Origin of the sequence: Paracoccus nototheniae (assembly GCF_004335005.1) — a bacterium.
In the GTDB taxonomy this organism is placed as follows: Bacteria; Pseudomonadota; Alphaproteobacteria; order Rhodobacterales; family Rhodobacteraceae; genus Paracoccus; species Paracoccus nototheniae.
In genome coordinates, this window is the sequence record NZ_RQRT01000039.1 from 1 (window position 1) to 16,971 (window position 16,971).

Below are 16,971 nucleotides of genomic sequence, written 5' to 3' on the forward strand. Positions count from 1 at the left end.
CTGCAAAAACTCTTTCCCCTGCCGCAGAATTGGGCAAGAAGGGCTGTCCCCTTGCACAAAGGTCCGCGCCCATGTCCGATCCCCTTGTCACGACCCGCAGCCTGCCGGGATCGCCCTTTACCCAGGGGCTGATCTGGATGGGTTTCAGCATGATGGCCTTTATCGCCATGTCCGTCGGATCGCGCGAGATGGCCGCGACCCTGTCGATCCGGCAGGTGCTGTTCTTTCGCGCGCTGGTCGGGCTGTTCGTCATTCTGGCGGTCGGCCGCGCGGTTTTTCCCGAGATCCGGCGGATGCAAAAGCTGCCGCTGCATCTGGCCCGCAACGTGGTGCATTTCACCGCGCAGTATTTCTGGACCATCGGCATCGTGCTGCTGCCTCTGGCCTCGGTGTTTGCGCTGGAATTCACCATGCCGATCTGGGTCACGCTGTTCGCCTGGCTGCTGTTGCGCGAAAAGGTCAGCCGTCAGCGGCTGCTGGCGACGGTGGGCGGGTTCATCGGCGTGCTGGTCATCGTGCGGCCCGGCATCGGCATGGTCGATCCGGCGGCGGGGCTGGTGCTGATCGCCGCCGCCGGTTACGGGCTGTCACTGATCATGGTCAAGCGGCTGACGGGGCACTGTTCACCCGGCGCGATCGTGGTCTGGATGATCCTGATCCAGCTGCCTTTGGGCCTGATCGCGGCGCTGACCGACTGGCGGCCCGTCCATGTGACCGACGTGCCGTGGATGCTGGTCGCGGGCATCGGCGCGCTGGCGGCGCATTTCTGTCAGGCGCAGGCGCTGAAACGGCTGGAGGCCTCGGTCGTGATCCCCATCGATTTCCTCCGCGTGCCGATGGCTGCCGTGGTGGGCTTTTATGCCTATGGCGAGGCGATCGATCTGTGGGTGTTTCTGGGCGGCGGCATCATCCTGCTGTCCAACCTGCAGGCGGTGCTGGCCGAACGGCGCGGTCAGATCACCGGCGCGCTGGATACCGAGCCGCTGGTCAAGGCTCAGCCGCCCCACCGGTCATAGGCGGCGCGCAGGTCGGGGTCGCGGGCGGTGGCCTGATCGGGGGTCAGCCCCTGACTGGCTGCGGCCCATGCGGCGCGGATGGCGCGGACGCCCGCGGCGGGCCCGCCCGGATGGCCGTGAATGCCGCCGCCGCCCAGATACATCAGGTCCAGCGTCTGGCCGGTGCGCGCCCATGTCTGAAACGCCTGCCCGCCCCATTGCCCCGAACAGACCACCGGCAGCGCCCGGTCGGCATGGGAAAAGATCGGCGTCGTGACATCGGCAAAGGATCGCACGAAGCTGTCGTCGCCTTCCCAGTATTTCGCCGCGATGCCGTTGATCTGGAACTGATCGACGCCCAGCAGGCGCCAGATCTTCTGATAGGGGCGGAAGTCGTATCCCAGACCCGGATGGCGAGTCAGGATGTCCCATCCGTTGCGATGCGCATGCAGGCACAGGGCGGATCGTTTGCGCAGAAATGCCATGCCGCCCGCGCCGATCGAATTGATATTGATCACCGCCGCATTGCCGCCCTGCGCCACGACATGATCATGATTGCGCATCATCACATCGGGATCGGCGGCCGAGATGCCAAAGGCGTACATTACCCGCTTGCCCGTGCGCTGTTCGTGATCGCGGATCACCGGCATGATCGCATCCACCCGCGCGGCCAGCGGCGCATAGGCCGGGTTCATCATTTTTTCATCGTCCTTGATGAAATCGACGCCCGCCTCGCACAGCGTCCGCACGACATCCGCCGTCTCATCGGGCGTCAGCCCAAGCGAGGGTTTGATGATCGATGCGATGATCGGCCCCTGCGCCACCCCGGTCAGGCGGCGCGAGCCGTCTATGCCGAATTGCGGCCCGGGATGGCAGGCGAAATCGGGCGGCAGGTCCAGATCCATGATCCGGATGCCGGTCAGCCCGCGCGCCGCAAAGACCCCGCCAAGCGTGACCGTCATCACCGCCGCCAGATCGGTACCGATGCTGTCTTGCGGATAGGCGATGATCGCATCGGCGCGGTGAAAGGGGCCGGGATGGCCCTGCGCTTCGGGCAATGAGGGGCTTGTCAGAGGGTCCAGCATCGTCACCCTCTCGACCCGGGCGGCGTGGCGGGCGCGCAGGGCATCGGTTTCGCCGGGCAGTTCGGTGAATGTGCCGGTGGACTGGTCTGCGGCGATCTTGTCGGCCATGGCGCGCGGATCGCCGGCGGTCTCGATGCGATAGGTGACACGGATCATCGGTTGGCTCATGTCGGGGCTCCTGCCTGTTGGCCGCCGCCGTCGCGGATCCAGCCGAAATAATCCTGCGATCCCATCTGGCCGCCCTTCAGCGCGATTTCCAGCCCGTCATGCGGGCCGTCGCCATAGGCCCGGCACAGGGCCGCGCCGGGGATCGTGGGCGCCAGCGCCGTCAGCGCCTGCACGCCCAGCTGTCCCATCGCATGCCCCGATGTGTCCCCGCCCGAGATCACCGCCCGCTGGATCCCCGATCCGCGCAGGATGGCGTCAAGGATGCGCCCCAAGGCCTGCCCGATGCGGCGTTGGGCCAGTTCCGGCGCCATGCCGCTGGCCGCCAGCGCCTGCCGGAACAGCGCCACCTGTTCGCCCTGATGCCCGGCTGCGGAATGGACCAGCGGGCTGCGCCCCGCGCCTGCCACAGCCAGCCCGGCGCGGATCAGGCGGGTTTCCTCGGCCGCCAGCGCCGCATCGCTGCCGCAGACCGCCCGGGCGTCAAAGGGCAGCAGCGCAAACCCATGCCGCCCCGCCCAATCCAGTTGCGCCGAAGTGACCGGGGACACGGACCCCGACACGACCGCGATCCGGTCCACCGCCCCCGCCGATCCGGGGGGTGCCGCCACTGGGATCAACCCCGCCTGCTGCCAATGCCGGACCAGCGCATATTCGACGCCCTGACTGCCCGCGACCAGCCCCATCCGGGCGCGGTTCTGCCAGATCAGCGCACCTGCCGCTGCCTCGCTGGCAGGCTCCATGCTGTCAATGGACAGGATGCGCGCGCCGTGGGCCAGCGCCTGATCCAGCCGGGCCTGCGGGTCCGTCGCCAAAGCCTCCAGATCGATCAGGGCGCCTGGCAGGTCGGTCTGGCCCGCCAGATGCGCCAGCAGATCGGATTCGGTCATCGGCGTGACGGGGTGATGGGCCATGACCGGATGCCGGTCCAGCCGGAACACGCCCTGCGGCGCCCCCGCGAACAGATGCCCAAAGGCCTGATAGCGCCGCATCGCCGGGGCCGCCGTCAGCAGGGCCACCGCGTCCGAGGGGCGCACCGTCAGCGCCGCCGCCAGCGCCGCACCGATGGACCCCGATTGCGGCGCGGAATCGAAGGTCGAGCAGATCTTGTAATGCAACAGCGCCGGGTTCAGCGCCTGCAGCGCCCCGAACAAGCCCGGCAGATGCGCGGCCATCCAGTCGGGATCCTGCGCCCGCGCCGTGGTGGCGATCCCCACGCCGCGCCGGTCGCCGAACCGCGCCAGCATCGCCGGTGACGGGGGGCCGGTGAACAGGACCGACGGGATGCCTGCGAATTCCAGCACCTCCATCACCGCCGCCGATCCGGTGAAATCGTCACCCAGCCATGCGATCCATGGCGCCTTGCGGTCATCCGTCATTCGCCCCCCTCCCATCGCGCTTGACATGTTGTCATGATTATCATCTCATCATACCAGTTAGGCAAGGCGATTCCTGCGGAGGGGAAAAGATGACCAAGGTGGCGCTGCTGGGGGCAGGGGGAAAAATGGGGGTGCGGCTGGCGACCAATCTGGCCAAATCGGAATTCGACGTCGCCCATGTCGAGATCGGAGAGGCCGGGCGCGCGCGCCTGAAGGCCGAGGTCGGCGTCGACTGCATCGACCAAGACGCGGCGCTGCAGGGTGCCGATGTGGTCATTCTGGCCGTGCCCGATACCGTCATCCGCGCCGTGGCCGCCGAGCTGGTCCCACAGCTGGCACCCGGCACGATGGTCGTGGTGCTGGACGCTGCCGCCCCTTTCGCGGGCCACCTGCCCGAACGCGCGGATGTGACCTATTTCGTCACCCATCCCTGCCACCCGCCGATCTTCAACGATGAATCCACGCCCGAGGGGCGGGCCGATCATTTCGGCGGCGTCGCGGCGAAACAGGGCGTCGTCAACGCGCTGATGCAGGGCCCCGAGGATCACTATGATCTGGGCGCCCGCGTCGCGCAGGCGATCTATGCCCCGGTCGCGCGCAGCCATCGGGTGACCGTCAAGCAGATGGCCATGCTGGAGCCGGGCCTGTCGGAAACCGTCTGCGCGTCGCTTCTGTCGGTGATGCGCGAGGCGATGGACGAATGCGTCGCGCGCAGCGGCGTCAGCCAAGACTGCGCCCGCGATTTCCTGCTGGGCCATATGAACATTCTGGGCGCCGTGATCTTCGAGGAACGGCAGGGCGCCTTTTCGGATGCCTGTAACAAGGCGATGGAATTCGGCAAGCCGATGCTGATGCGCGACGACTGGAAACGCGTCTTTGACTGGGACGAGATCGCCGCCAGCATCGACCGGATCACCTGACTTCAAGGGCGCGCAGGCCGGGGGGGCCTGCCGCCCGTCATACCATCAAGGGAGGAGAGACCATGACGAAAATGATCACCGCAGCCTCGGTTCTGGCCATGATGCTGGGGGCGGGACCGGCCCTGGCACAGGCGCAGGTCATGAACCTGGCCTTTACGCCGCCCGCCGACAGCCATTACGGCGATGCGGGCCGCGCCTTTGCCGACACCATCGCCGATCTGTCCGACGGCGCGTTCGAGATTTCGCTGCGCCCGGCAGGCGCCTTGGGTGGCGAACGCGACGTGATCGAGGGGCTGCAGATTGGCACGGTCGAGCTGACGATTTCCTCCACCGGGCCCATCGGCAATTTCGTCCCCGAGGTCTATGCGCTGGATTTCCCGTTCCTGTTCAACGATTATGACAGCGCGCATCAGGTTCTGGACGGAGAGATCGGGCAGGAGCTGCTGGCCAGCTTTACCCCCCATGGCATCGTCGGTCTGGCCTGGGCCGAGAACGGCTTTCGCCACATCACCAATTCGGTCCGCCCGATCCGCGAACCCGCCGACATGGCCGGCCTGAAGCTGCGCACGATGGAGAACGAGGTGCATATCGCCGCCTTCCGCGCCGCCGGGGCCGCCCCCACGCCGATGAGCTGGACCGAGGTTCTGACATCCCTGCAGCAGGGCACGATCGACGGGCAGGAAAACCCCATTCCCATCGTGACGGCCAACAACATGTGGGAAATTCAGGACAACATCACCCTGACGGGCCATGTCTATTCCCCCGCCGTGGTCGCGATGTCGGGTATCCACTGGGACGGGCTGACCGAGGAGCAGCAGGGCTGGTTCGTCGAGGCCGCCAAGGCCGCCGCCGCCGCATCCCGCGCCACGGTCGCGGAAAACGAGACCTCGGGCATCGCGATGATGAAGGCAAACGGTATGGAGGTGGTCGAGGATATCGACAAGGCCGCCTTTGCCGCCGCCGTCCAGCCCGCCTATGACGAGTTCGCGGATCGCTACGCCCCCGAACTGATCGCCCGCATCCGCGCTGCGCAGGACTGACCGGACCCGCTGCGGCGGGGCCGCCACGGCCCCGCCCGTCTTCTTGGGAGCAGATCATGAAACATGTCGAGGCTTTGGCCGAGGCCGTCGTCCGGCTGGCCCATAATCTGGCGGCGCTGTTGCTGGCGGTCGCCACCGGGCTGGTCTTCTTTCAGGTCGTCACGCGGTTCGGTCTGGGACATGCCGCGGGCTGGTCCGAGATTCTGGCCCGCGGGCTGATCATCTGGTCGACGCTGCTGGTCGCCGCTGCCGGGTTCCGGCTTGGCGCGATGATCCCCATCGATTTCATCCGGGGCCTGCTGCCCGCGCGCGCGCAGATCTGGGTGATCCGGCTGGTCACGGCTCTGACGCTGGTTCTGCTGGCGGTGCTGATCTGGCAGGGCTGGTCGATGACCCTGCGCGTGCAGGCACAGCGGGTGGCGATGATGGGCACCTCGATGAGCTGGTTTTACGCGGCCATTCCCATCGGTGCGCTGATGGCCGTACCGGGCGTGCTGTTGCGCCATCTGGATCAGGAAAGGGGAACCCCGTGAATTCCGCCCTCGCTGCCGGGCTTGTCGCCCTGTTCACGCTGTCGGTGCCGGTGGCGGTGTCCATCGCGCTGGCCTCGATCATCGCGATCCACTTCTTTTCCAACCTGCCGCTGCTGGTCGTGCCGCAAAAGATGTTCACCGGGCTGGACAGCTTTCCGCTGATGGCGGTGCCGTTCTTCATTCTGGCGGGCGCGATCATGACGCAGGGCGGTATTTCCGCCCGGCTGGTCGAACTGGTGAAATCGCTGGTGGGCAATGTGCAGGGCGGGCTTGCCAGCTGCTGCGTGCTGACCTGCATGCTGTTCGCGGCCATTTCCGGATCGTCGGTGGCGACGACTTTTGCGGTCGGATCGATCCTGATCCCGGCGATGCTGAAGCACGGCTATCCGGTGGGCATGGCGGGGGCCATTCAGGCATCCTCGGCCGAATTGGGGGTGATCATCCCGCCCTCGGTACCGCTGATCCTCTATGCCGTCTCGACCGAGACGTCGATCACGCGGCTGTTTCTGGCCGGGCTGATGCCGGGCCTGCTGATCGCGGCGGGGCTTGTCGTGATGGTGCAGATCTGGTGCCGGGTGACCGGTCACGGGCGTCAGGACGGCGCCGGGCGCCAGCCGGTCTGGCCCGCGCTGCGCCGCGCCTTCGGGGCGCTTCTGATGCCGCTGATCATCGTTGGCGGCATCTATGGCGGGGTCTTTACCCCGACCGAGGCTGCGGCGGTGTCGGTCGTCTATGCGCTGCTGCTGTCGATCTTTGTCTATCGCGAACTGGCATGGTCCGACCTGCCCGGCATCTTTCGCGCGGCGGCGGTGTCGTCGGGGGCGGTCATGCTGATCATCTCGGCGGCGGCGCTGTTCAGTTTCCTGATCAGCCTGTCGGGCCTGCCCGGCGCGGTCGGCACCTGGAGCCAGGAGAATTTCGGGTCTGCGCTGACCTTTCTGCTGGGCGTCAACCTGTTGCTGCTGGTGGTGGGGATGTTCATCGAAACCTCGGCCGCGATCCTTGTGCTGGCGCCGATCCTGACGCCGGTGGCGATCAGCTTTGGCATCGATCCGGTGCATTTCGGGATCGTCATCGTGGTCAATCTGGCGCTTGGGATGATCACCCCACCGCTTGGCGTCAACCTGTTCGCCGCCGCCGCCGTGGCGCGAGTGCCGGTGCAGGCGCTGTTCGGGGCGCTGGTCTGGCCGATCCTTGTCGTGCTGATCGCGCTGGCGATGATCACCTATCTGCCGGTCATCTCGCTTGGGCTGGGCTGGTGGCTGATGCCGTGACGGGCCTGTTGGCTTTGGCGGGCGGGCTTGTCATCATGACCGCGACGCACCGAAGGGGGGAATGACATGCTGAACGGCGCCATGATCGGCTGCGGCTTCTTTGCGCAGAACCAGATGCATGCATGGCAGGCGGTGCCCGGCCTGCGCATCGTGGCCCTGTGCGACCGTGACCCGGATCGGCTGGCGCAAACGGCGGCGCGGTTCGGGGTCGACCGCACCTATGCCGATGCGGCGGCGATGATGGCCGATGGCGGTTTCGATTTCGTCGATATCGCGACCACCGTCGCCTCGCATCGTCCTCTGGTTCTGGCGGCGGCGAACGCAGGGCTGCATGCGATCTGTCAGAAACCCTTTGCCAGCACGATGCAGGATGCCCGCGCCATGGTCGCAGCAATGGAGCAGGCGGGCAAAATCCTGATGGTGCATGAAAATTTCCGCTGGCAATCGCCCGTCCGCGCGGTGCTGGACGCGCTGCGGGATGGTGCCATCGGGCGGCCCTTCTTTGCACGCTTCAGCTTTCGGTCGGGGCATGACGTGTTTTCGGGCCAGCCCTATCTGGCGACCGATCCGCGCTTCATCATCCAGGATCTGGGCATCCATATCCTGGACATCGCCCGCGCCACCCTGGGCGATGTCACCCGCCTGTCGGCCAGCACCGCGCGCATCAACCCCGCCATCCGGGGCGAGGATGTGGCGACGATCCTGCTGGACCACGCAGGCGGGGCGGCCTCGGTCGTCGATTGCTCCTATGCCACACGGCGCCTGCCCGAGACCTTTCCCGAAACCCTGATCGAGATCGACGGCGACCGGGGCAGCCTGCGGCTGGAGGCCGGATACCGGCTGGTGATCCAGACCGAGACCGCAGAAGAGGTCCGTGATGTCGCGCCCCCGTTGCTGCCCTGGGCCGACCGTCCCTGGCACAATATTCAGGAAAGCGTGCAGATCATCCAAAGCCATTTCATCGATTGCCTGCGCGAGGGGCGACAGCCCGAAACCTCGGGGCGCGACAATCTGCAGACGCTGGCGCTGGTCGAGGCCGCCTATGCCTCGGCCCGCGACGGCAGCCGGATCGCGCTGTGAGCCTGCGCGCGCTTTACGGCACGGACGAGGTGCCGCGCCCCGGCCAGCGCCTGACCTGTGGCCGCGCCCAGGTCACGTTGCAGGATGGCCATCTGCGTCATCTGCGCGTCGGCGGGATCGAGGCGATCCGCAGCATCGCCTTTCTGGTCCGCGACCGCGATTGGGGCATCGTCGCGCCGCAGATCAGCGGGCTGCGCGTCGATAAAAAGGAACAGGAAATCCGGGTCGGCTGGCAGGCCGATTACACCATGGGCACCGGGCATCTGCGTGCCCATATCGCGCTGGTTCTGACCGGCAGCGGGCTGGACGCCACCGTTCAGGCCCATGCGACGGGCACGGTCTGGACCAACCGCACGGGGTTCAGCGTCCTGCACCCGATCGAGGGCGTGGCGGGCGCCCCGGTCCGCGTCGATCACCCGGGCGGCGGCCAGACCCAAGGCCGTTTCCCCGACCTGATCGCGCCATGGCAGCCCTTCATGGACATCGAGGCCCTGACCCATCGGGCCGGGCCGTGGCAGATCGCCTGCCGTTTCGCAGGCGACGTGTTCGAGATGGAGGATCAGCGCCAATGGGGCGATGCCTCATTCAAGACCTATAACCGGCCCCTGTCGCAGCCATGGCCCTATCGCATCGACGCGGGCGCGGGGCCAAGCCAGCGCGTCAGCCTGCGCTGGACCCATCAGCCGGGCAGGGCTGTCACCCCATCGCCGCGCGCCATGGTCGCGCAGCCGCGCTTTCCCCAGACCGCGCTGCTGCTGGATGCCCCGCAGGCCCGCCGCGCGACCGCCGATCCTGCCGCCATGCGCAGCATCGCACCACAGCGGCTATTGTGCCATCTGGATGCCGGCGCCGGGTCCATTGACGCCGACCTGCGCGATTTCGCCGCGCTTCAGGCGCAGTGTGCCGGCCCGGCCTATGATCTGGAACTGATCGCCGCCTGCCCGCCCCAAGGCGATCTGGCGGCGGAATTCACCGCCTATGCCAGGGCTGTGGCGGCGTCGGGGCTGCGGCTGGCCTCGGTCATGGTCACGCCTGCGGTGGACCGCCAGTCGGTGCCGCCCGGATCGGACTGGCCCGCCTGTCCGCCTTTGGACCAGATCCATGCCGCCGCCCGCCCCGCCTTTCCCGGCCTGCCCTTGGGCGGCGGGGTGGCCAGCTTTTTCCCGGAACTGAACCGCAAGCGCCCGCCCGTGCAGGGCCTTGATTTCATCACCCACGGGCTGTGCCCCATCGTGCATGCCGCCGATGACGTCTCGGTCATGGAAACGCTGCAGGCGGTGCCGCAGATTCTGGCCTCGGGGCGGGCGATCGCCGGGGGGGTGGATTACCGGCTTGGCCCCTCGACGCTGGCGATGCGCCACAATCCTTATGGCAGCCGCACCATCCCCAATCCGGACCGGAAGCGGCTGTGCATGACCGATGACGACCCGCGTCAGGATGGGCAATTCGCCGCCGCATGGACCTGCGGGCTGGCGACCGCGCTGGCCCCTGCGGGCGTGACGGTCTGGACGCCATCCGAGCTGTATGGTCCGCGCGGGCTGGTCGATGACAGTGGTGCGATGCGCCCCGTGGCGGGGCTGGTCACGGCCTTGGCCATGCGGGCGGGCGCGCGGGTCGGCGACGCGCGGATCGACGGCTGGATGGCCGTCCTGCCCCTGGGCGATGAGGTGGTCGTTGCCAACCTGACGCCCGATCCCCTGCCTGTGCCCGGTCACGCGGCCCTGCCGGGCTTTGGCTGGCGGATCGCGCCTGCGGGGGAATTGCACCCTGCGCCGCCTGCGCTTAGGTCAGGGCCGAGGCAGCAGGATACCGATGATGAAGAAAGATGACACCGCTGGACCAGATCGGGCCGCACCGGATCGCATCGTGCGGCGCAAGCTGTCCGACCAGGTGTTCGAGCGTTTGCGCGACCTGATGGCCAGCGGCGATCTGCCGCCCGGCGCGCCCATGCCCTCGGAACGCGACCTGATGGAGCGGTTCGGCGTCGGCCGCCCCGCCGTCCGCGAGGCGTTGCAGCATATGCACACGATGGGCCTGATCACGATCAGCCATGGCGAACGCAGCCGCGTCAATGAACTCAGCGCCGACAGCGTCCTCAGCCGGGTCGATGATGTGGCGCGCATGCTGCTGTCATCCGAACCCGACCAGCTGGAACATCTGAAACAGGCGCGGCGCATGTTCGAATGCGGTCTGGTCCGGGTCGCGGCAGAGCAGGCGACGCCCGCCGATCTGGCCAATCTGAACGCGTTGGTTGACCGGCAGCGGGATTTCATCGGGCAGGCGCAGGATTTCGTGACACTGGACATCGCCTTTCACAACCGGATCGCGGCGATTTCCGGCAATCCGATCCTGATCGCCACCAGCCAGTCGATGCTGCGCTGGTTGTTTCAGTATCACGGCATGCTGCTGCACTGGTCCGGCAACGAGGATATCACCCTGACCGAACATCGGCGCATCGCCGAACGGATCGGCGCCCGCGATCCCGAGGGCGCGGTGCGGCTGATGCAGGCGCATCTGGACCGTTCCAACGATTTTTATGCCCATGGCAACGGGCCTGCGGGGCACTGAGGCCGATCAACCGAACCGGTCGATCCGGTAATCGCCATGATCGGTGCTGTCTGGCGCGCCAAGACTGTGGGCCAACAGCGCGACGGCCTGCGCCCCGTTCAGCGGCTCATCCGTGGGGCCGGTCCAGTTGACCGCGATGACCGGGCCTCTCGCGCGATCGGTCAGCCAGCGTCCAAGGGCGGCAATCTCGGCCGGTGTCAGGAAATACAGAACCTCGGACAGCAGGACCAGATCGGGGCGCAGATCGGGCAGATCGGCGGGTGCCGCGCCCTGAATGACCCGCACCTGCGGCAGATCGGCCAGTGCCCGGCGCGCCGATTGCGCGGCGGCGGGGATGCAATCCATCACCGTCAGGCGGCTGCAGCGCGGGGCCAGACGGGCGGCCAGCGTGCCATTGCCGCAGCCGATCTCCAACGCTTCGCGGAACGGGCCGGGGCCGATTTCACGCAGGGTGGCTGCGTATTTCGCGGCCTCATAGGCGCTGGTCCGGTGGTCCCAGGGATCGTCGCTGGCCGCATAAAGCCGGGTCAGATGGTCCAGCGTGTCCTTATGGGGCAATGATGATCTCCGCATGGGTCAGGAAATGGGCCTGATGCGCATCGCTCATCACAAAGCCATTGGGGTCGTCATCGATCAGTCCGGTCATCTGCGTGCGATGGCAGGCCAGCGCCCGCGCCTTGGCCGCCCGCCCCGCATCCGAGGTCGCCAGCAGCAGCGCCGGGGCGGTCAGGTCGGTAAAGCGCCCCCAGATCGGATAAAAGGCCAGCGCGATATCACCGCGCATCGCCGCCAGCCGATGCGCCAGCCGCGCGACCTGCTGATGGTCGATATGCGGATCGCCGCCCCAACTGGCCAGCACTAGCGCCCGGTCGGGGATCAGACCCGACAGAAGCGCCGCCGCCGCCGCATCATCGGGGGCGCCGCAATCGGGATATCCCAGCCAGCTGACCCGCGCTTGCGGCGCAAGCATCGCGCAGGCCGCATGCAGTTCCGCCTGCCGCGCCGCCGCCAGCCGTTCGGCAGGCCACAGCACCGATCCGGGATGCGAGGCCGCCCCATCGGTCACGCAGATCACATGGCAATCGCAGCCAAGGGCCGCCGCATCATGGATCAGCGCACCGCAGCCCAACGTCTCGTCATCGGGATGTGGGGCCAGCACGACCAGCGGCCGGTCGCCCAGCAGCTCTGCGACGGTGACCTGCGGGGCGTCGGCGGTGTGATCCAGAAAGCCGCTCATCCGATCCACCGGGCGCGCAGACCGGCATCGTCCAGAATCCGCGCGACCGAGGCCAGCGCCAGCGCGTCCGGCCCCGCCTGCCGCAGATAGAGGCTGAGATCGCGGCGGATGCGGTCGGCGGGATGCGCCGTTGCAAAGGAGGCCGCGCCAAGCGCCTGATCCATGTCGGCCATCAGCGACACGGCCTCGTCTGCGGTGCGCAGGCGGGCGAGGATCGCGACCTCGGCATCCGCCGGGGTCGCGCGGGGATCTTCGATCCGGCAGGCGGCTTGCGCCAGCCACAGGCGCGCGGTTTCGCAGGACAGGATCATCCGGTGCAGGCGCATCGCCTGCAGGGGTGCGGCCTGCTGATCTCGCGCGGTCAGCTGATCGGCCGTCAGCGCGGTCAGCGCCTGCATCGCCCCCAGTTGCACGGCGGCATAACGCCAGACACCGCCGTGGAAATGCGGCTCTCTCAGATAGCCGTCGGGGGGGCCAAGCGGGATCGTGTCGGCCAGCGCCACCCCGTCGAGATCGCAACGCCCCGAACCCGTGGCCCGCATCCCCGACATCTGCCATTCCTCCGGATAAAGCCGCCCCTGCAGCTGGTCGCGCGACAGCAGCAACAGCTGCAGCCCCTGGGGCGACCCAACGGTGACGATCATCCGGTCCAGCACATCGGCGCCGCTGGCAAACAGCTTTTGCCCGCGCAGGACACCCCCGTCTATCCGCGCCGGGTCCGGCCCATCGGCGCCCCAGATGCCATGCAGCAGCCCCTGACGCACCGCATCCAGCGGCCCGCCATGCAGATGCAGCAGTTTGACAGCGTTCACATGACCTTCGAAGATGCGGCCCGCGGACAGGTTCGCGCGCCCGACCCGGCGCAGCGCGTCCAGCAATTGCAACGGATCGCGGGGGTGATGGGCCAATGTCGCGGACCGGGTCAACAGACCGCTGGCCCGCAGCGCGGCAGCCAGTGCCGGCCCCGACGGGCCATCGGCACCATCCGCAGGCGCGTCGTGCAGCAGGCGTTCGGCCAGATCAAGCGGGCAGGGATCTGCGGCGGGCGGCGATGCGAGGATGGTCATCCGGCCATCACCGCCGAATCCCGCACCCGCAAGATGCGGGCAAAATCGGGGCGTACGGTCTGTGCGACCAGATCGCGCAGGGCGGGATAGGCCGCCTCCAGATCCGAGGCGCGCAGACGCGGGCCCGGGGCCTCGGTCCGGCAGGGATACGGGGTCAGGCGCCCATCCTGCGCCTGCATCCAAAGCGCGCGCAGCATGTCGGGGGTCAGCATCGCCTGATCGGCCATCGGGTCGCGGTCCTGCATCCGGTGGCGCAGGCAGGCCGCCATCCCACCCTCGGCCCGGCCCTGCAGACGGGCCGAGACCCGCGCCGTCATGCCGGGCAGGTAGCGGATCCCAAGGCCGCGCGTCCCGGCCAGATGGACCAATGCCCGATCCTCGGAATGGTCGCGCGCGGGCAGGCCGCCGATGGCCAGATAGCTGTCGGCCCGGATCGCCATCGAAGCCCCGGATTCCATGTAATGCGGACAGGCGCCGCCCCAGGGCTGATGCCCGGACAGCTGGTCCAGACAATGCCGGATCTCGTGCTGCAAGGCGGCATGAGCGACCTCGGCCCGGGTGATGCGCGCCCCCGACAGCGTCGCCAGCACATGCGGCACCCGGGTGGTGATCGTGCCGCAGACCAGATCGGCACCGGTTTGAACCGCATCCAGCGCGGCGGCGATCCAGTCGGGGCCGGGGGTGGCGTCGGCATCCGTGGTCATCAGCAGGGCGCCGGGTTGCGCGCCCAGATCCATCGCCATCCGCCGCGCCCGCCCCGCACTGGCGGTTCCGGCAGGAAAAACGGTCTGGCGAATTTCGATCCGCAAAGCGGGGTGAGAGAACATCTGCACCACCGCCACGCTGTCATCCGAGCAATTGTTTGCCAAGATCAGCGCCGTCACGGGCAAAGATATCCGCTCTGCCGCCCGTGCCAGCGCCGTCAGCAGCCGACCGATACGCGCAGCCTCGTCGCGCACGGGAATTGCGACGACAACGTGGCTCAGGTTGGGGCCCTGGCGACTGGCAAGCATCGGTGTCACGGTGTGATCCATCATTCCCCATCCTCGTTCGACAGGGCAACGACGGGTGCGGCAACGATGTTCCTGCAATAAAAGGCAATCCCGGGGCAAAGCGACATCTGATGCCCACCACGATCCCTGCAGCGGGGGTTTCCCTATCCCGACCCTTTTCAAAAAGCTGCGCCGAGTGTGGCGTCGCGTCGAGGCATAACATGGCACAGGTCGGTCGATCCGTTATCGTCCTGCACATCAAGCCCAACCCGTCAGATCCGGGGCGCTTATAGAGGGTGCATTCCTGCACCGCACATCAGCCGTTCTCCAGTTTGCCGGGGCCGCATGCCTGACGGATGCGGCCCCGCATGACAAACGCTGCCCCGGTCAGAACTCGTACATCTGAGCGGCGGCGTCGCCCCGGCCCGCGACCACGCGCAGGGGAACCGGCGCGTGATCCGCGCGTGCGGGGCGTGTCGTCCGGGCCGAAGGTGCGCGCGCGGCCCCGTTGACCCGAAAGCCCGAGATTTCGCGCATCAGATCCTCGGATCGCTGCTGCAGCGAGACGGCGGCGGCATTCGCCTCTTCTGCGACGGCGGCGTTCTGCTGGGTGACCTGATCCAGATGGTTCACGCCGGCATTGATCTCGGACAGGCCGATGGCCTGTTCGCCCGCCGCCCGTGCAATCGCCGAGATCTGTTCGGACACCTCGCGCGCCCGGCCAAGGATCAGATCCAGGCTTTCCCCGGTCCGCCCCACCAGCGACGATCCCGCCTTGACCTGCGTCGCACTGTCCGAGATCAGCTCCTTGATCTCGCGGGCCGAGGCCGAGGCGCGCTGCGCCAGCCCCCGCACCTCGGAGGCGACGACGGCAAAGCCGCGCCCCGCATCGCCCGCCCGTGCGGCCTCGACCCCGGCATTCAGCGCCAGCAGGTTGGTCTGGAACGCGATGTCGTCGATCACGCCGATGATACGGGTGATCTGATCCGAGGATTTCTCGATCCCCTTCATCGCCGTCACCGCGTCGCGCACGATGGCCGAGCTGGTTTCGGCGATCTCGCGGTTCTGCTGGCTGGCCTGTTCGGCCTGCCGCGCCCGTTCGGCGGTCGAGCGGACGCTTTCGCTCATCTGGTTCAGTGCGGCTGCCGATTGTTCCAGCGTTGCCGCCTGCGTTTCCGCCCGACTGGACAGGTCGCGGGCAGCCGAGGTGATCTCGTCCGAGCCGCCCCGGACCTGATCGGCGACATCGGCGATGCGCGTGACCGTTCCCGACAGCGTCGCGATGACACTGTTGAAGGCCTTGCGCAGCGACTCATAGCCTTTGGGGAACGGATCGCTGGCCGTGCTGGTGATCTGCGTGGTCAGATCGCCGCCTGCCAGACGGTTCAGCGCGTCGCCGATGTCGCGAACCACGCGCGCCTGTTCGGCCATCTCTGCGTCGCGCACGTCCGAGATTTCGACGGAACGCTGGTCGGCCTCGGCCGTCTGGCGCTGGCGTTCGCGGGCGTTCTGCGACAGAACCGTCAGCGCGCGCGCCAATGCGCCCAGTTCGTGGCGATCTGCGGTGCCGGTAATGTCGACATCGTGGTCCCCCTCGGCCAGACGGCGGGTCTGATCCACCGTCCGGGTCAGTCCTTCGCCCAGCCCGCGCGCCAGCACCATGGCGATTGCGCTGCCCAGAAGAACGACCACCGCTGCCCCTGCCAGCAGCAGGATCGCGGTTTGTCTGGCCAGATCCGTGGCCTGCCCGTCAAGCACGGCCTTTGTGGACACCGCCGTCTCGCGGATCGCGTCCGACAGGGTCGCCGCCTCGGCCATGCTATCGGCGATCTGGATGCGTTGGGCATCCAGTGCCGGCTGCGCGGCGCGGATCGCGCCGACCACCTGCCAGTCACCGGCCAGCCCGGCCCTGATGCTGGCCAGAAGCGCGCGTGCCGGTTCGGGCCATCCGCCTCCTTCCAGGTCGGTCAACTGCGCCTGCAGGTCGCGCAGCGCGGCCTCGGCGCCGTCGAATCGAGCCTGATCGAGGCTGGTCAGATAGCGCTCGGTCCGCATCTGGACGGCGGACAGCGCCGCAGAGGCCTGCCATGCGGCGATCTGCTGCGCGCCATCGCTTGCCAGGGCGGCCAGCTGGTCGATCCGTTGTTGCAGACCATCCTGCAGATTGTCCGAATTCCGCGCCTGCGCGATCAGGGCGGTCTGTCGGGTCGCAGCCTCGGTCAGGCTGCCCAGATCCTGTTGCTGGCGATCAAGAAGCACCAGCAGCTGGTCGGCTTCGGGGGCGCTTGCCTGACGGATCGTCTCGGCCCGGTGTCGCAGGGTCTGCATCGGTTGCGTCAGGTCGTCCGCACCGGCCTGTGCGCCCAAGCGGCTGAGCCGGTCGATTGCGGGCGCCGCCTCGGCGATGCCTTCGCTGACGGACGCCGCGGTCAGGGCCAGATCCGAGGCCTGCAGCATCTCGCTCTGGACGGTCCGCAGACTGTCCAGACGCGCCCAGGCCAAGGCGGCAAACAGCACCAGCATCAGTTGGATCAGGCTGAAGCTGATCCACACCTGCCGTGCGATCGTTACGTTTTTAAGCATCGGGAATGTCCTTCGAAATACCTGTATGGGGGGCGGGCGGGCGCCGCGCCGGG

The 16,971-nt window shown here is 67.8% G+C and carries 15 protein-coding genes; 8 read left to right on the plus strand and 7 right to left on the minus strand.

Going from position 1 to position 16,971, the window contains the following annotated elements:
• Nucleotides 1–71: 71 nt before the first annotated feature.
• Entirely contained in the window at nt 72–1,016 is a 945-nt protein-coding gene (locus EG885_RS13920; protein WP_131575603.1) for a DMT family transporter, read from the plus strand.
• On the opposite strand, the gene oiaX is transcribed toward EG885_RS13920, so the two are convergent.
• Together oiaX and EG885_RS13930 are read right to left on the minus strand one after the other, a co-directional pair.
• Nucleotides 995–2,248 carry a 3-oxo-isoapionate-4-phosphate decarboxylase OiaX gene (oiaX, locus tag EG885_RS13925; protein WP_131575605.1) on the minus strand — a complete coding sequence of 418 codons (1,254 nt, stop codon included), beginning with the start codon at nt 2,246–2,248 and terminating at the stop codon, nt 995–997. The two genes, EG885_RS13920 and oiaX, sit on opposite strands and share 22 nt — an antisense overlap.
• Nucleotides 2,245–3,624 carry a four-carbon acid sugar kinase family protein gene (locus EG885_RS13930; protein ID WP_131575607.1) on the minus strand — a complete coding sequence of 460 codons (1,380 nt, stop codon included), beginning with the start codon at nt 3,622–3,624 and terminating at the stop codon, nt 2,245–2,247. Before EG885_RS13930 ends, oiaX begins: the two co-directional genes overlap by 4 nt.
• An 89-nt stretch (nt 3,625–3,713) precedes the next feature.
• On the opposite strand from EG885_RS13930, the gene EG885_RS13935 reads away from it, so the two are divergent.
• The 7 genes from EG885_RS13935 (at nt 3,714) to nanR (ending at nt 11,039) form a co-directional block, all read left to right on the plus strand.
• The gene (locus tag EG885_RS13935) at nt 3,714–4,544 is read left to right on the plus strand and encodes a phosphogluconate dehydrogenase C-terminal domain-containing protein (RefSeq protein WP_131575609.1); all 831 of its coding nucleotides are present in this window, start codon (nt 3,714–3,716) and stop codon (nt 4,542–4,544) included.
• Between the two features lie 62 nt (nt 4,545–4,606).
• Nucleotides 4,607–5,584 carry a TRAP transporter substrate-binding protein gene (locus tag EG885_RS13940; protein WP_242679664.1) on the plus strand — a complete coding sequence of 326 codons (978 nt, stop codon included), beginning with the start codon at nt 4,607–4,609 and terminating at the stop codon, nt 5,582–5,584.
• Nucleotides 5,585–5,640: 56 nt separating this feature from the next.
• Nucleotides 5,641–6,117, plus strand: coding sequence for a TRAP transporter small permease (locus EG885_RS13945; protein WP_131575611.1), 477 nt, complete (start codon nt 5,641–5,643; stop codon nt 6,115–6,117).
• Complete coding sequence (locus tag EG885_RS13950; RefSeq protein ID WP_131575613.1) at nt 6,114–7,391, plus strand: TRAP transporter large permease; 1,278 nt, start codon at nt 6,114–6,116, stop codon at nt 7,389–7,391. Before EG885_RS13945 ends, EG885_RS13950 begins: the two co-directional genes overlap by 4 nt.
• 66 nt (nt 7,392–7,457) lie before the next feature.
• Nucleotides 7,458–8,471, plus strand: coding sequence for a Gfo/Idh/MocA family protein (locus tag EG885_RS13955; protein ID WP_131575615.1), 1,014 nt, complete (start codon nt 7,458–7,460; stop codon nt 8,469–8,471).
• Complete coding sequence (locus EG885_RS13960) at nt 8,468–10,300, plus strand: D-apionate lactonase family protein (protein WP_131575617.1); 1,833 nt, start codon at nt 8,468–8,470, stop codon at nt 10,298–10,300. The genes EG885_RS13955 and EG885_RS13960 overlap by 4 nt, the downstream gene beginning before the upstream one ends.
• On the plus strand, nt 10,284–11,039 hold the full coding sequence (gene nanR / locus EG885_RS13965; protein WP_131575619.1) for a transcriptional regulator NanR: 756 nt from the start codon (nt 10,284–10,286) through the stop codon (nt 11,037–11,039). The genes EG885_RS13960 and nanR overlap by 17 nt, the downstream gene beginning before the upstream one ends.
• A 6-nt stretch (nt 11,040–11,045) precedes the next feature.
• On the opposite strand, the gene EG885_RS13970 is transcribed toward nanR, so the two are convergent.
• The 5 genes from EG885_RS13970 to EG885_RS13990 form a co-directional block, all read right to left on the minus strand.
• A complete protein-coding gene (locus EG885_RS13970) occupies nt 11,046–11,597 on the minus strand; it encodes an SAM-dependent methyltransferase (RefSeq protein ID WP_165571145.1) in 552 nt (183 codons plus the stop codon).
• Nucleotides 11,587–12,276, minus strand: coding sequence for a PIG-L deacetylase family protein (locus EG885_RS13975; RefSeq protein WP_131575623.1), 690 nt, complete (start codon nt 12,274–12,276; stop codon nt 11,587–11,589). The genes EG885_RS13970 and EG885_RS13975 overlap by 11 nt, the downstream gene beginning before the upstream one ends.
• Nucleotides 12,273–13,343, minus strand: coding sequence for an acyl-CoA dehydrogenase family protein (locus EG885_RS13980; protein ID WP_131575625.1), 1,071 nt, complete (start codon nt 13,341–13,343; stop codon nt 12,273–12,275). Before EG885_RS13980 ends, EG885_RS13975 begins: the two co-directional genes overlap by 4 nt.
• Nucleotides 13,340–14,380, minus strand: coding sequence for a glycosyltransferase (locus EG885_RS13985; RefSeq protein WP_131575627.1), 1,041 nt, complete (start codon nt 14,378–14,380; stop codon nt 13,340–13,342). Before EG885_RS13985 ends, EG885_RS13980 begins: the two co-directional genes overlap by 4 nt.
• 342 nt (nt 14,381–14,722) lie before the next feature.
• Nucleotides 14,723–16,918, minus strand: coding sequence for a methyl-accepting chemotaxis protein (locus tag EG885_RS13990; RefSeq protein WP_242679665.1), 2,196 nt, complete (start codon nt 16,916–16,918; stop codon nt 14,723–14,725).
• Nucleotides 16,919–16,971: the final 53 nt, after the last annotated feature.